The following is a 15,217-nucleotide window of genomic DNA, read 5'->3' as shown; positions in this document are numbered from 1 at the left end:
TGCGGATGCGCTGACAAGTCCTAGACGAGACTAATGTACGTTAAATCAGACATAGAGCCTAGCATGAAACAGGCTGGCGGCGCTCTGAGCACTCCGTACGCCCGCATTTGTTGCGGTCCCGCATCGCCGGCGCGGCGCGCGCAAGAAAGGCCCGCCGCCGGGCGGGATTCCCTCTGAAAGCCGGTGCTCACGTCGCACTGGCGCCGGGGCGCGGGGTAGGGTGCCTATCAGGGATTGCAATTCTTGACATATCAGGCACTTCGCACAGGCCATGTGATTGCGTAGCGGTCACCTCGGCCCGGCTGTTTCACCGCCGTAACGGGCCGCAGCGTTGCGGGGTTCCCCTAGGCGTCGCGCCAAGCCACTGAAAAATCACGGTTTTTTCGCAATTGCACGGGGCCCCCACGCAGCCATGCGGCTGGCGGTGTCTCAACGGTGTGACATGTCTACTGCGGTTCACAGCATCGCAGCATCGCCGGAGATGGGTGGCCGCTAGAAAAGTTCCCGGTCACCGGTTGGTAGCCCTTGTATTTCAACGGATTACACGGCGCGGGGCGCCCGCTGGCACTGTTTGTGCGCAAGGGGAGGCTGGTCTGGTCCCGTGCCGGACCTGAACCTCCAGCCGATGTTCTCGAGAGCGCCGGCCGGAGGCTGAGCCGCAGCACAAACTTCCTGGGAGCATCGTATGAAAAAGACATTACTGGCGTCGGCGATCACATTGGCCTTCTTTGGTAGCCAGGCCTATGCGAACCCGACAACCAACAACGACTCGGGCGAGGGCGACAACACGCAGACCGCCACCGCAACTTCCACCCAAGGCGATGGCGCCAACGCCAACGAAAATTCCACTGCGACTCAGGACAACAGCACCACTACCACCAACAGGACTTCGAACAGGACCGCCACGCTGACGCTCAACAAGACGTCCACCCGCGTCAGCACCCGCGTTCGCCAGAGCGTGGATGGCTACGGTAATGCCGCGGCGGCCAATGGCGGCACGGCCACGTCGTCGATCGCCAACTCCTTCAACTCGACCAAGGCCATCGCCGTCAGCCGACTCAGCGGCACGGTGTCCGGCAATACCATCAGCAACATCGGCAACTATGCCACCAACAGCGGCAATGCCAATGGCGCTACGGGTGGTGCAGGCGGCCGTGGGGTTGGCGGGACCGGCGAAGGCGGCAGCGGCGGCAATGGCGGCAACGGCGGCAATAGCGGCAATGGCGGCTCGGGCGGTTCGGGCGGCAGCGCCACCAACGGCAGCGCCAACAACGGCAGTGCCACCAATGGCAGCGCCACGGCAGGCAATGGCGGTCGTGGCGGCAACGCCAGCGGCAGCGCCGGTGATGGCGGCAACGCCCGCGCGAGCGGCGGCAGCTCCCTCAGCGCCAGCCTTGGCGTGGGTGGCCGTGGCGGCTCGGCCCTTGCGGGTGCTGGCGGCGGCTACAGCGGCGCGATTGGCGGCGACGGTGGCCGTGGCGGTGGCGCACTGGGCGCCGGCGGCAGCGCACTGGGCGCTGGCGGCGGGGCACTGGGCGCAGCCGCGGCACTGGGCGGCAGCAGCGGTGCCGGCAGCGCGGCCAGAGAGCGCGGCGATGGCGCTGGTGGCTCCAGCACGGCCACGGCCGGCGCAGGCGGCACGGGCACGACCGGTGCGGTATCGGCGAGCGGTGGTGCCGGTAGCGGCACGGGCGGCTCGGGTTCGGGCACGGGCGGCGCAGGCGCGGCCGGCGGCACGGGCACCTCGACGGCAGTGGGCGGCACGGCCACGGGCTCGGGCGGCGCCGGCGGCGCAGGCACGGGCGGTGCGGCAACGGCCACGGCTGGCGCGGCAACGGCCTCGGGCGGCGCAGGCGGCGCGCAAACCAGCACTGCCGGCAACGGCGGCACGGGCGGCGCGGCGGCCAATGGCAGCGCCACATCGTCGGCCTCGAACGGTAGCGCCACGGCCGGCAACGGCGCTGTGGGTGCCGCATCGGGCACGGGCGGTGCAGGCGGCGCCGGTGGCGTGGGCAATGGCGGCGCGGGCGGTACCGGCAACGGTGCAGTGGGCGGCGCTGGCGGCAACGGCGGCTACAACGTCGTCGATGCTGGCGCCTTCAACATGTCCAACACCATGACCAGCGTCGGGCAATCCGCCGCAGGCGTCATGATCGCCAGCCAGAACAGCGGCATGGCGTCGCTGGTGCAGCAAAGCGTCAACGTCCAGGCGAACGTGAATGCCGGTCGCTAAGTCCGAGTGAGTCCTCCGGCTTCGGCCGGAGGCTTGCACGGTTGGCATTCGAGATGACGGGTATCCCGGCGCCTGCAAGGGCCGGGATGCTTGTCTGTCGAGGTGCCTGGGAGGTCCGATACCGTGGCCCGGATGGGAGCCGCGAGGTCGGAACAAGAGGGAGACGCACCATGTGTTCGCATCGCTCCGCTGTCATGGCAGTCACGACAGCTCTCCTGGCCTGGCCGTTCGCCCAGGCTGTAGCAGGACCACCGACCGCCGAGGCATCGGCCGTGGCGGTGGCCAGCAGTGAATCGGGCGCAGCCACCGCGGTGGCCGGCGCAGCGGCAAGCGTCACGGCGGTCAAGCCGGACGCGGCACCCAGGAACAATCTGTTCGGCACCACGGCACGCGCGGTTGGCAGCGACAAGCTGGACGGCGTACGCGGCGGCTCCGAACTCGTCGTCAACGACATGCGCCTGCACGGCACCGTGGCGGACAACGCCGCCATCAACACGCTGTCTGGCAGCAACATCGTTTCCGATGGCGCGTTCTCGAACGCGGCGGGCTTGCCCACCGTGATCCAGAATTCGGGCAATAACGTGCTGATCCAGAACGCGACCATCCTCAACGTCCAGTTCAAATGATCATGCGCCGCCTGTTGCTGGCCGCCGCTACCGTGGCGGCGACGCTGGGGAGCTTCTCCGCTGCCCGCGCCGACTACATCAACGTGCCCGCCGACGGCGGCAAGAACTACTACGTGCCGGTCACCAGCCTCCGCGAGGCCCGGTATCGCACCACCATCCGCCAGCAGTTCGACTTCAGTTGCGGCTCGGCCGCCATCGCGACGCTGCTGACCTACCAATACGGCTACCCGGTCACGGAGCAGGTGGTCTTTGCCAACATGTACGTCAACGGCGACCAGGCCAAGATTCGGGCCGAAGGGTTCTCGCTGCTCGACATGAAGCGCTTTCTGGAGTCGCGCGGGTTCCTGGCCGATGGCTACGAACTGCCGCTCTCCAAGCTGGAGGAAACGCAGGTACCGGCGATCGTGCTGATCGTCGAGAACGGCTATCACCACTTCGTCGTGGTGAAGGGCGTGAAGGGCAACCGCGTGCTGATCGGTGATCCGGCACGTGGCACGCGCGCGCTGGAGCGGGAGCATTTCGAGCGGATCTGGGACAGCCAGCTGCTGTTCGTGATCCACAACCGCACAGAAAACGCGCGCTTCAATCTGGTGTCCGACTGGCGCGTCGCGCCCTCGGGCCCCTACTCTTCGGGGATCAACCGCGACAGCCTGTATTTCACCGTCATGCCCAAGCATGGCGTGAACGATTTCTGAGTCGAGGAGCAGTCATGGTCCTGACAACCGCTTCACCCGCACTCCGGCGCAGAGCCGGCAGTGCGGCGGCGATGGCCCTGCTGGGCGCGGGTCTGGCCTGCGCCGGCAATGCCTACGCCGACATGGGTGCGCCCATGCCCGATACGGCAATCGACATCGCGCTGAGCGCGACCGCCGACGTCCCTACCGTGCCCGCAGCGCCGGAACTCCCGGCCGTGGCCGTGTCCCATGCCATCGATCTGCCAGCGATGCCCACGCAAGTGGAGCTGGCCGCCGATATCCCCGTGCCGCCGCCCGTTGAACGCGTGGCGGCACCTTCCGCTAACCCTGTTGTCCCTGTTGCCCAAGCGCCTGCGTCCGAGGGACCGGTGGCCAGGGCCCCCACGGCGAAGCACCGCGCAGCCGAGGATCCGCTGGCAAAGGCCATGACCGTTGCCACGCGCGACCCCGACGCGCCGGTGACCGATGCACGCGGCGGCATGGCCAAATGGAAACCGGTGGCGCAGGCGCGGCTCGACAAACAGCGTGGCGGGTTTGACGTGGCCGGCCTGCAGGTCAGCTTCGGCATCGACCGCGCGGTCTTCGTCAACGGCGCGCTGGCCGTGGCCACCAGCATCAACATTCCCGATGTAAGCCGCATCACGGCGGCGCAGGCGCAGCAGCTGCAAGCCACGCTGGGCGGCGTGGCGGCTGCCGTAGCCAACGCCAACAACGCCGCCACCGGCGCCGTGGCAGCCGCCAATGCCGCGGCCGCCAATGCACAGGGTGCGGCGGGCGCGGCGGGGCAGTCGGCCACCGCCACGGCCAATGGCGCGGCCGCCAGCGCCCAGGGCGCGGCAGGCACGGCCCAGGCAGCGGCCAACGCAGCCGCGCAGGGTGCCAATGCCACGGCGCAGGGCGCGGCGGGCATGGCCTCGCAGGCCGTGGCCACGGCCACCGGCACGGTGACCACCAATGGCCTGTCGAACGTCGTGCAGAACGGCGCAGGCAATACGGCCAACGTTGGTGCGATGGCGAACATGCCGAGCACGGTGATCCAGAATACGCTTAACAACCAGAGCATCCAGAGCCTGATGACAATCAACGCCAGCGTGAACACGCTGGCGGCGTTCCGCACGCAGATGGCAAATACTGCGCTGAACAGTGTCATCCAAAGGACAGCCAGCATGAGGTAAGTCGCGAATACGCGGACAAGCGGTACAGGTTGCGGGCTCCTGCGAGACAGCCCGCCGTCCCCGGGGGAGGAAGACGTCATGAAGAAGCGTTCGCTGCAGGGCATCCGTTTTGCCGGCTGCTCGACGATGCTGTTGCTGGGCGGCATGAGCCACGCCCAGACACCGCCGGACGCGGGGCCACCGGCCGCCGCCCGGCTGGAGACGCTGCAGAAGGAACTGACCGAACAGTCCCGGCAGCTCGAAGCCATGAAGCGCGCGCTGGCGGAGCAGGAAGCCACCATCCGCGAGCTGCGCAATACCATCAGCCCCGACTCCCTCGCGCGCAAGCGCGGCGGCCAGCGTACCGGCGCCGATGTGTCCACCAACTCGGCTGCTGCGGCCGCCGGCAGCAGCGCCACCCAGATCAACAACACGGTGCAGCAGGGCATGCAGCAGCAGGCCCAGCAGCAGCCTGCCGGTCCGGGCGATCCGCAGAACCAGGCCCCGCCAGACAACGTGGCGCAGGGCGCCCAGCAGGGCGAGTCCCTCGCCGGCGCCGAGGAGCCGGTGGGCCGCGCGCCGGTGTCGGACGGCCGTCCGCCCGAGATCGCCCCGATCTTCGACCAGCCTGGCGTGCTGACGGCCCAGGGCAGCCTGGTGGTGGAACCGAGCTTCCAGTACGGCTATTCGTCGAACAACCGCGTGGCGCTGGTCGGCTACACGGTGATCCCGGCCGTGCTGATCGGCCTGATCGATGTGCGCGAGGTGAAGACCACCACCTACCTCAGCGCGGTGGCGTTCCGCTACGGCCTGACCAAGCGGCTCGAGATCGAAGCCAAGGTCCCCTACGTCAGCGCGAAGTCGCAGACCGTGAGCCGGGAAGTCTTCACCGGCAGCGCGTTCGACAACGTGTTCAACTCCAGCGGCAACGGCCTGGGCGACGTGGAGGCGACGCTGCGCTACCAGCTCAACTACGGCAACGAGAAGATGCCGTACTTCATCGGCTGGCTCCGCTACAAGTCGAATACCGGGAAAGATCCGTTCGAAGTGGTGACCGATTGCGTGACGCGCTGCGTCAGCAATACCACCGGCACCGGCCTGCCGCTGGGCATGCCGACGGGTACCGGCTTCCAGGCGATCCAGCCGGGCGTGACCTGGCTGCTGCCGACCGATCCGGCGGTGTTCTTCGGCACCTTCAGCTACCTGCACAACTTCGCGCGGGACAACGTCAGCCGCACCGTGCTGAACGGCCAGACCGAGTCGCTGGGCAAGATCGCCCCGGGGGACATCTTCCAGTTCAACTTCGGCATGGGCCTTTCGCTGAACGAGCATGCCTCGTTCAGTATCGGCTATGACCAGAGCATCATCTGGCCGACCAAGCAGAACGGGCAGACCATTCCGGGCTCGGTGCGCATCACGCAGGGCACGCTGCTGGTGGGCTACTCGTACCGCTTCAGCCCACGCTACACGCTGAACCTGTCGGTGGGTGCCGGCCTGACCCGCGACACGCCGGACCTGACTGTCACGCTGCGCCTGCCGATCACATTCTGACGCAGGCAGATAGCGCGAGGTGACGCGCGGCGCGCATGCGCGATGTTTCAAGCGCGCGTCACCACGGAGCGTGCCGCAGCGCGCCTTGCAACCGGTCTGCGAACGGAGTAGAACGAACTATCCCGTCCCGCACCGACGGATACCCAAGCCGGGGCGGCCTGAGCCTGAAGAGGAGACAAGCCATGCGCAAACGCATCTTCTGGTTGTTGCCCGACCTGCCAAGCGCCCGCCGCACCATGGACGACTTGCTGCTGGCCCGCATCGAGAATAGCCACATCCATTTCGTGGCGCGCGATGGGTCAGACATGACCGGATTGCATGAGGCGAACCTGTTCCAGACCTCCGACATCGTCCACGCCGCCGAGATGGGGCTGATGGTGGGCGGTGGCGTGGGGATCGTGGCCGGTGTGGTGGTGGCGATGTTCCCTATCGTCAGCGACACGCCGCAGTGGGGCCTGGTCGGCGTGCTGGCCGTGCTGGGCGCGGTGTTCGGCGCCTGGGCCTCGAGCATGATCGGCAGTTCGGCCCCCAACAGCCGGCTGCGCGCCTTCGAGAAAGACATCGAGGCCGGCAAGCTCCTGCTGATGGTGGACGTGCCGCGTGGCCGCATCGAGGAAATCGAGATGCTGCTCCAGCGCGCCCATCCGGAAGCCCGCTTCGCCGGGATGGACCCCGCAGTGCCGGCGTTCCCCTGAGCCCTTCCTGGGCCCTTCGCGGAACGCTTCGCTGCATTGCAACGCTTAGCCTGCGCGCCCCCGTGGCGCGCCCCGGCGCACGGCTTGTCGTGCGCCACGCTGCGGCCACACCCGCGCCGCCACCCGGAGCTTTACAGGCAAACGGTGTGCTGCCGCAGCAACACCCCTCCCGACCCTCCCCATCTGGATGTTTGAACATTTACCCCCGTTGAGGTAAGTTGCGGGCATCGCACGGCCGTCCTCACGGGGCGCGCCGCGCGCCGCAGCGGCAAAAAATTACTAGTCAGCCAGCAGCTTTTGGAGGGGTCACAATGAACGCAAGGAGCTTTGCGTGCGGCATGCTTGCCGCCACGCTGGGGTTTGTCGCGCCCGTGGCGGTGCACACCGCGCACGCGGAACCGGGGATCAGCAAGGGCACCATCCGCATCGGCCAGTCGGCCGGCGTGACCGGCCCGGTAGCCGGCTCGGTCAAGGAGCAGATCGCCGGGGCGCAGGTCTACCTGAAGACCGTCAACGCCAACGGCGGCGTGGCCGGGCGCCGCATCGAGCTGGTGACCTACGACGATGGCTTCGACGCCAAGCGCACCCCCGACAACGTCCGCAAGCTGATTGCCGAGGACAAGGTCTTCGCGCTGTTCATGGTGCGCGGTACGCCGCAGAACGAGAGCATCCTGCCGATCATCGGCGCGGAGAAGGTGCCGCTGGTGGCCCCGCTGACCGGCGCCATCACGCTGCATCGCCCGGTCAACCGCTATGTGTTCAACGTGCGCGCCAAGTACCAGGACGAAGTGGCCCGCGCCATCAACCACCTCGCCACCTCCGGCATGAGCCGGATCGCCATCTTCTACGCCAACGACGGCTTCGGGCAGGACGTGTTCGAAGGCTTCACCACCGCGCTGCAGGCGCGCGGCGTGCAGCCGGCGGCGGCGGCCTCGTTCAACCGGCCGATGGGCGATATCGGCCAGGGCGTGGCCAACGTCCACAAGGCCAATCCGCAGGCCGTGATGGTGATCGGCTCGGGTTCGGAAGCCGCGCGCATCATCAAGGAACTGAAGCGCGCCGGCAGCGAGGCGCAGTTCGTCACGCTCTCCAACAACGCCGCCGACTCCTTCATCAAGGAACTGGGCGATGACGGGCGCGGGCTCATCATCACGCAGGTGGTGCCGGGCATGAACTCCAGCCAGATGAGCATCGCCAGCGAGTACCGCAGCATGGCCAAGGCCCAGAACGTGGAGCCGAGCAACGCGGGCATGGAAGGCTTCATGTCGGCGAAGGTGCTTGTGGAAGGGCTGCGACGCGCCGGCGCGGAGCCCACGCGCGAGAAGCTCGTGACCGCGCTGGAAGGCCTGCGCGACTACGACCTCGGCGGCATCCTGATCAGCTACAGCGCCACGCGCCACACCGGCTCGTCGTTCGTCGAGATGTCGATCGTCTCGTCGACGGGCAAGCTGATTCGCTGACGCATCAGGGAACCCCCGGCGCCATGCCGGGGTGTTTTTCCGGCTGCTGCGCTGCGGTATAGTCGCCGCATGCCGATTTCCACCGCAGTCTCCCCGTCCCCCTTTTCGCTCGATGGCCGCGTCGCGCTGGTCACCGGCGGCGCGCAGGGCCTTGGCCGCGCGATTGCCGCCGGCCTGGCCGCCGCGGGCGCCCACGTGCTGGTCTGCGCGCGCAGCGCCGACCGCGTGGCGGACACCGTGGCGCAGTTGCAGGCCAGTGGCGGCAGCGCCGAAGCCCTGCCGCTCGACATCACCGACGAAGCCGCCGTCGCCGCCACCTTCGCGGCGCTCGCCACCCGGCCGGGCCGGCTCGACATCCTGGTCAACAACGCCGGCACCCGCAACCGCGCTTCCATGGTCGATCTCGACGCTGGTGACCTGCGCGCCATGCTCGAGACCAATCTCGTCGCGCCCTACACGCTGTGTCGCCACGCTGCGCAACTGATGCAGCGCGGGCAGTACGGGCGCATCGTCAATGTCTCGTCGATCGCCGGGCAGGTGGCGCGCGCCAACGACGTGCTCTATCCGGCCACCAAGGGCGGGCTGGACGCCCTCACGCGCGCCATGGCGGCCGATCTGGGCCGCCACGGCATCACCGTCAACGCCATCGCGCCCGGCTACTTCGCCACCGAGCCGAACCAGTCGATGGTGGCGGACGGCACGGTCGCCGAATGGCTGCGCAACCGGACCTCGCTGGGCCGCTGGGGCCAGCCGGACGAAGTGGCCGGCGCGGCGGTCTTCCTCGCCTCACCGGCGGCATCGTACGTCAGCGGGCAGGTGCTGGCCGTCGATGGCGGCTACCTCGGCCACTTCTGACGCAGGCAGTCGATCATCGCCGCCGCGGCGGCCGAATCGCCCCGCTCCTTGAGCCGCACCAGGCAGATGTCGCGCACCAGCGACGGCATCTGCAACGGCCGCACCGCCAGCCCCTCGCGCCGGAACTGGAACAGCGCCAGCGCCGGCACCACCGAGACCCCCAGCCCCGCCTCCACCAGCGCCGCCACGGTGGCCAGGTGCTCCACCTCCATCACGCCATTGACCCGCAGCGGATGCAGCGCCGCATCCAGGTGCTGGCGCACGCTGCTTGTGCGGGAGAGCTGGATGAAGGGCAGCCCGGCCAGCGCCTGCGGCGCGATGCGCCGCTTTGCCGCGAGCGGATGGTCTGCCGGGCAGACCAGATGGAAGTTGTCGTGGACCAGCGGCTCGATGCGCAGGTCGGCATCCTGGGCCGGCGCCGGGGCCAGCGCGAAGTCCGCCTGCCCGCGCCGCACGAGATCGATGCAGCCATCGGCCAGTTGGTCGTGCAACTCCAGCGAGATGCCGGGGTAGCGGCGATGGAAGTCCGCGAGCAGCGGCGGCAGGTCGCCGCCCGCCAGCGAGGGCAGGGCGGCGATGGCCACGCGGCCCTTGCGGCGCTCGGCGTGGTCGCGCAGGTCCTCGAATGCCGTCTCGAAGTCGGCCAGCAGGCGGCGCGCCACTTCCTCGAAGCGGCGGCCGTCCGCGCTCAGCTCCACATGGCGCGTGGTGCGCTCGAACAGCCGGCTGYCGGCCTGCTCCTCCAGCGTCTGCACCAGCGTGCTGAAGGCCGACTGGGAGAGGTGGCACGCCTGCGCCGCGCGCGTGAAATTGCGGTGCGTGGCCAGCGCCACGAAGGCGCGCAGGTGCTTGACCGACAGGTTCGGGATCATGGCGGGCGGGATTTATCCACAGAACCGATAGATTAATCCAAATGATCTGTTTGATGGTGGGGGCGGCGAAGCCTAGAATCGGATCGCCTTCCCCCCCTCTTCCGCGAACGCCCATGACTGCTCCCCTGCTGATCGGCTCCGGCGCCGGCTTCTCCGGTGACCGTACCGATGCCGCCTTGCCCGTGGTGCGCACGCTGATCGCCGCCGGCGGCCCGGCGGCCCTGATTTTCGAGACGCTGGCCGAGCGCACGCTGGCGCTGGCGCAACTTGCGCGGCGCAGCGATCCCGAGCATGGCTACGAGCCGCTGCTCGACCAACTCCTGACGCCCGTGCTCGGCCTGTGCCTGGCCAACGGCATCCCCATCGTCGGCAACTTCGGCGCGGCCAACCCGCGCGCGGCGGCGCGCCGTATCGGCACCCTGGCGGCGCAGCTTGGCCTCGCGGCACCGCGCGTGGCCGTGGTGGAGGGCGACGACCTCTCGCACGACGCCGGCCGCGCCGTGCTGCGCGGCATCGTGGGCCTGTCCTTCCCGGAAGCGCGCTTCGTCTGCGCCAACGCCTATATCGGCGCGCGCGGCATTGCCGATGCCCTGCGCGACGGCGCGCAGGTCGTGGTCTGCGGCCGCGTGGCCGACCCCGCCCTGGCCGTGGGGCCGGCCATGGCGCACTTCGGCTGGGCCTGGGACGACTGGGACCGCCTGGCCGCCGCCACCATGGCCGGCCACCTGCTCGAATGCGGCGCCCAGGTCAGCGGTGGCTACTTTGCCGATCCGGGCATGAAGGACGTGCCGGACGTGCACGCGGTGGGCTTCCCCATCGCCCAGCTCGACGCCGACGGCGGCATCGAGATCTTCAAGGCGGCCAACACTGGCGGCTGCGTGGACCTCCGCACGGTGAAGGAGCAATTGCTGTACGAAGTCCACGATCCGAGCGCCTACCTGACCCCGGACGTTGTGGCGGACATCGGCGCCGTGACCGTGTCCCAGATCGGCCCGGACCGCGTGGCGGTGCGCAACATCCACGGCCACCCCCGGCCCGAGCAACTCAAGGCCAACCTGTTCTATCAGGGCGGATGGTTCGCGGAGGGCGAGATTTCCTATGCGGGGCCCAACGCGGCGGCGCGCGCCCGGCTGGCGGCCGACATCCTGCGCAAGCGGATGCAGGGCCTCGGCCACGATGTGCCGATTCGCTTCGACCTGATTGGCGTGCTGAGCGTGTTTGCCGACGATGGCGGCGCCATGCTGGCGGCGCCCCAGCCGGGCGAGGCCGCCGCGCAGGATGTGCGCCTGCGCGCCGCGCTCGCCCACGAGGACAAGGCGGTGGCCCAGACGCTGCTGCGCGAGGTCAACGCGCTCTACACCTGCGGCCCGGCCGGCGGCGGCGGCGTGCGCACCGCGCTGCGCGCGCGGCTCAATGCGATGTCGTGCCTGGTGCCGCGCGATGCGGTGTCGCCCACCCACGTCCTCGTTGCCTGACCGGAGACCGCCATGACTGCCACCACCGCCGCCACCGCCCCGCTCTACCAGTTTGCCCACGGCCGCACCGGCGACAAGGGCGACCGCTCCAATATCAGCGTCATCGCCTACGACGCGCGCGACTTCGATCACCTCGTGACCCATGTGACCGAAGACGCCGTGCGGGCCCTGTTCGCCCACCGCCAGCCCACGGCGGTGAAGCGCTACGTCGTGCCGTCCATCCAGGCGATGAATTTCGTCATCGATGGCGTGCTCGACGGCGGCGTCAACGACGCCCTCAATCTCGACACGCACGGCAAGGCGCTCGCGTTCCTGCTGCTGGGCCTGCCGATTCCCGTGCCGCCGCGCCTTGCCGCCGGCACTTCCTGATCGATTCTTCGCTTTTTTCTGATCCAGCGACCTCTTACAACAAATCGAGGAGACAACGATGTACGGATTCCGCAGCCCGCTTACCCTGGTCGCGCTCGCCTGCCTGGCCCTGCCGGCCGGCAGCGCCTGGGCCGAATACCCCGACAAGCCGATCCGCTTCGTCGTGCCGTTCGCGGCCGGCAGCGCCACGGACCAGCTCGCGCGCGCCGTGGGCCAGGCCATTACCGTGGACAGCAAGGTCACCGTGGTGGTGGACAACAAGCCCGGCGCCAACGGCTTCATCGCCGCCAGCGACGTCGCCAAGGCCAGCCCGGACGGCTACACGGTGCTGATCACCACCAACACCACCCACGCGGCCAACGAGCACCTGTTCAAGAAGCTGCCCTACGACCCCGTGAAGGACTACGCGCCTGTGACGGCGCTGGGCCGGGGCGGCCAGATCATGGTGGTGAACCCGCAGGTGCCGGCCAAGACCGTGGGCGAGTTCATCGCGCTGGCCAAGAAGGAGCCGGGCAAGCTGAGTTTCGGCAGCGGCAGTTCGTCGTCGCGCATCGCGGGCGAGCTGTTCCAGCAGATGGCACACGTGCAGTTGCTGCACGTGCCCTACAAGAGTAATCCGCTGGCGATTACCGACCTGCTCGGCAACCAGATCCAGATGATGATCACGGACACCGCTACCGGCCTGCCGCAGGTGAAGTCGGGCAAGCTGCGCGCGCTGGGCGTGTCGGGCAAGGCGCGCTCGCCGCTGGCGCCGGACGTGCCGACCATCGACGAGGCAGGGGTGAAGGGCTACGAGATGAGCTACTGGTTCGCGGCCTACGCACCGGCCGGCACGCCACCGGCGGTGGTGACCAAGCTCAACCAGCTGCTGGTGAAGGCGGCGAAGAGCGACACCGCGTCCACGTTCTATCAGTCAACCGGGACCGAGGTGTTCACGAGCACGCCGGCCGAGCTGGCCAAGTTCCAGGGTCAGGAATCGGCCAAATGGGGCCGGATCATCAAGTCGGCGAACATCCAGCCGGAGTAATCCGCCCACGCAGAAACGGGTACGCCCGCTGCTATGAAAAGACGCCCGCTATTGCAGCGGGCGTCTTTTTTTGCCTTACGGCTTCAGCCCGAGGCGGTAGGCCACTGCGTACGGCAGCTTGCCGGGCTTGGTCGAACCCACCGGCTGCGAGAGCGCCGTGAACTCGGTTTCGTTCAGCGTGGTCAGGCCGCCCAGTTGCGCGGCGGTCTTGCCGTTGCTGACCACGGCGTCCGGCGCCAGCGCCACCATGGCGGCCGAGGCGCGGTGCACGGCGTCGAGGTAGCTCGCGGTGTCGTCCAGGTTGACCGTCTTCAGGTCCACCACGCCGCGCAGCCAATCGCCCCAATAGAACTCCGTGAACTCGGTGGCATCGGTCGGCTGGCTGTAGCCGATGTCGCGCGTGAAGTAGACCAGCGCGCGGTACGGGTCGTTGCCGAGGCCGTTCTTCAGGCCCAGCGCGCGCGGCAGGTCAGCCGGGTAGGTCGGCTGGTTGGCGCCGTCCTTCGACCAGATCAGCTTGCGCTCGCGCAGCGTGCGGAAGAACGTGGCGTGGTTCAGCGTGGACAGGTTGTCCTGCACGCGGATCCACATCTTCGACTGCGCGCCGCCGGTGTCGGCGTCCCAGATCGACGTGAACGAGTGGTGTCCATCGGTCAGGAACGGCTCGCCGTAAGGCCCCACCACCAGCGTCTTCATGTCGGCCGGCTTGTTGCCGACCGCCTTGGTGCAGCTGAAGGAGGCGAGGTCGCTGAGGCGGGACGTGGCTGCATCCCAGGTGCTGGTCTTGTTCTGGCCGTTGGTCTCGCAGGCGTCGTCGAACTTCTTGATCGGGTCCGCGGCGTAGCGGCCGAGCTTGTAGTAGATCTGGTCGCGGCCGATGGCCGGCTGGGTGGGGCGCAGATCGGCCAGCGTGACGAGGATGTTCTGCCCTGCAGTGGCCGTCAGGTAGGTCGAGACCGGCGTCGGCGCGGCCATCGGGGCGCACACGGCGGGAAGCTGTCGCGTGCTGCCCGGCACCTGCCGGAGCTGGTACGCGAGGTTCTTGCTCACCGGCAGCCAGGTCAGGCCGAGCGATTGCGCCTGGCCGGCCACGGTGGCCTGCCACGTGCCCGAGACCAGCCCGTTGGCGGCGGCCCCGCCGGCGCGGTTGTAGGCCAGCGTCACGTCCACGGGGATGTTGTCCGCGGCGAGCGTGGTGCCCGCCACCGAGACGATGTTGCGGCGCGTACGGCCCGTGGCGGCGTTCTTGTCGTCGAGTTCCGGCTCGGCGCAGACCCAGTCGCCATCGATGCCATTGGCGGCGACGGCCGTGGCCGTGCGCACGACCCAGCTACCGGTGGGCGCCGTGGCGCTGGCGCCGGTTTCGTCGACGAAGAGCGCCACCTGGCCCTGCTGGCGGCCTACGAACAGGCGGCCGACCGTGCTGCCGCCCAGCGTCAGCGCGAAGGCGCCCGGATAGCGCGACTGGTCGGCATCGGCCGCCAGCTTGCCCGACTGGCCGCCGGCGCAGTCGGCGCTGTAGCCCAGCCCGGCGCAGACGCGCACGTTGCCATCCGCGCCGATATTGAGCTGGCCCGCGCTGGCGGCGTCGCCGGCCTGGCGCAGGTAGCTGTAGGTGCCGGCGATGTCGGCCAGCTGCGCGCCACGGTTGCCGGCCGAGATATAGCCCTGGAGCAGGGCGCCGTTGCCGGCCTTGACGTTGGGCACCTGGCCCAGCGCGCCGGAGAGCACGCCGTCATCGAGCGTGAAGCGGAAGGTGATGGCGGCGGCGGCGGCAGCCAGTGCTGCCGGTACGTCGGTGCCGCTGGCGGCGAGGCCGGTCACGCGGTAGGTGCCGTCTTCCAGCACGTACTGGCCCACCAGTGCCCCGGCCAGGCCGAAGCGGGAATCGAGGAAGCGCAGGGTGAGCTGGCCGGCGGCGGGTTTGTCGAGTTCGACGGATACCGTGTCGCCAAAGCTGACCGCGCCGACGTACAGCGATCCGCCCGACAGCGGCTGCACCGATGCCGGCTGCGTGGTGCCGCCATTGCCGCCGTTGCCACCATTGCCACCGGTACCGCCATTCGCGGCGCTGCCGTTGTCATCGTCGCCGCCGCAGGCGCCGAGCGCGAGCGTGGCCGAGATCAGCGCGGCAAAGGCTGCCTGCCTGGTCCTCTTTCCCATGATTTCCCCTGTTCGTTGTTGTAATCGATAAGTGCCGAAGAC

The 15,217-nt window shown here is 68.8% G+C and carries 13 protein-coding genes; 11 read left to right on the top strand and 2 right to left on the bottom strand.

Going from position 1 to position 15,217, the window contains the following annotated elements; translation table 11 throughout:
- Nucleotides 1-685: 685 nt before the first annotated feature.
- The 8 genes from AC1DFU_RS03700 to AC1DFU_RS03665 all read left to right on the top strand — a co-directional run bounded on the left by AC1DFU_RS03700 (nucleotide 686) and on the right by AC1DFU_RS03665 (nucleotide 9,269).
- Nucleotides 686-2,233 (top strand): hypothetical protein, encoded by a 1,548-nt coding sequence (locus tag AC1DFU_RS03700; RefSeq protein ID WP_477107320.1) that lies wholly within the window; start codon nucleotides 686-688, stop codon nucleotides 2,231-2,233.
- A gap of 170 nt (nucleotides 2,234-2,403) precedes the next feature.
- Nucleotides 2,404-2,859, top strand: a complete 456-nt coding sequence (locus AC1DFU_RS03695) for a hypothetical protein (protein ID WP_092294269.1) — start codon at nucleotides 2,404-2,406, stop codon at nucleotides 2,857-2,859.
- Nucleotides 2,856-3,554, top strand: a complete 699-nt coding sequence (locus tag AC1DFU_RS03690; RefSeq protein WP_092294271.1) for a C39 family peptidase — start codon at nucleotides 2,856-2,858, stop codon at nucleotides 3,552-3,554. The genes AC1DFU_RS03695 and AC1DFU_RS03690 overlap by 4 nt, the downstream gene beginning before the upstream one ends.
- A gap of 14 nt (nucleotides 3,555-3,568) precedes the next feature.
- Nucleotides 3,569-4,729: a hypothetical protein gene (locus tag AC1DFU_RS03685; RefSeq protein ID WP_092294273.1), complete on the top strand. Its 1,161-nt coding sequence runs from the start codon at nucleotides 3,569-3,571 to the stop codon at nucleotides 4,727-4,729.
- A 78-nt stretch (nucleotides 4,730-4,807) separates the two neighbouring features.
- Complete coding sequence (locus AC1DFU_RS03680) at nucleotides 4,808-6,259, top strand: acetate kinase (protein ID WP_092294275.1); 1,452 nt, start codon at nucleotides 4,808-4,810, stop codon at nucleotides 6,257-6,259.
- A gap of 182 nt (nucleotides 6,260-6,441) precedes the next feature.
- Complete coding sequence (locus AC1DFU_RS03675) at nucleotides 6,442-6,954, top strand: DUF1269 domain-containing protein (RefSeq protein ID WP_092294277.1); 513 nt, start codon at nucleotides 6,442-6,444, stop codon at nucleotides 6,952-6,954.
- 311 nt (nucleotides 6,955-7,265) lie between these two features.
- A complete protein-coding gene (locus AC1DFU_RS03670; RefSeq protein ID WP_441593789.1) occupies nucleotides 7,266-8,414 on the top strand; it encodes an ABC transporter substrate-binding protein in 1,149 nt (382 codons plus the stop codon).
- A 69-nt stretch (nucleotides 8,415-8,483) separates the two neighbouring features.
- On the top strand, nucleotides 8,484-9,269 hold the full coding sequence (locus tag AC1DFU_RS03665) for an SDR family oxidoreductase (RefSeq protein WP_092294281.1): 786 nt from the start codon (nucleotides 8,484-8,486) through the stop codon (nucleotides 9,267-9,269).
- Here the strand turns inward: AC1DFU_RS03665 and AC1DFU_RS03660 are convergent.
- Complete coding sequence (locus AC1DFU_RS03660; RefSeq protein WP_477159851.1) at nucleotides 9,251-10,141, bottom strand: LysR substrate-binding domain-containing protein; 891 nt, start codon at nucleotides 10,139-10,141, stop codon at nucleotides 9,251-9,253. The two genes, AC1DFU_RS03665 and AC1DFU_RS03660, sit on opposite strands and share 19 nt — an antisense overlap.
- A gap of 113 nt (nucleotides 10,142-10,254) precedes the next feature.
- Between AC1DFU_RS03660 and AC1DFU_RS03655 the strand changes: the two genes are divergently transcribed.
- Genes AC1DFU_RS03655 through AC1DFU_RS03645 form a run of 3 tightly spaced genes read left to right on the top strand, consistent with a single transcriptional unit; the run spans nucleotide 10,255 to nucleotide 13,012 of the window.
- Nucleotides 10,255-11,616, top strand: a complete 1,362-nt coding sequence (locus AC1DFU_RS03655; protein ID WP_441593786.1) for an acyclic terpene utilization AtuA family protein — start codon at nucleotides 10,255-10,257, stop codon at nucleotides 11,614-11,616.
- Between the two features lie 12 nt (nucleotides 11,617-11,628).
- Nucleotides 11,629-11,985, top strand: a complete 357-nt coding sequence (locus AC1DFU_RS03650; protein WP_092294287.1) for an AtuA-related protein — start codon at nucleotides 11,629-11,631, stop codon at nucleotides 11,983-11,985.
- A 58-nt stretch (nucleotides 11,986-12,043) separates the two neighbouring features.
- Entirely contained in the window at nucleotides 12,044-13,012 is a 969-nt protein-coding gene (locus AC1DFU_RS03645; protein ID WP_441593784.1) for a Bug family tripartite tricarboxylate transporter substrate binding protein, read from the top strand.
- 75 nt (nucleotides 13,013-13,087) lie between these two features.
- On the opposite strand, the gene AC1DFU_RS03640 is transcribed toward AC1DFU_RS03645, so the two are convergent.
- Complete coding sequence (locus tag AC1DFU_RS03640) at nucleotides 13,088-15,175, bottom strand: ParB/Srx family N-terminal domain-containing protein (protein WP_441593783.1); 2,088 nt, start codon at nucleotides 15,173-15,175, stop codon at nucleotides 13,088-13,090.
- Between the last annotated feature and the right edge of the window lie 42 nt (nucleotides 15,176-15,217).

The organism is Cupriavidus sp. 10L45 (assembly GCF_056395225.1).
Note: the sequence above shows the minus strand (reverse complement) of the source record. Positions and strands in the feature narration are given on the sequence as shown.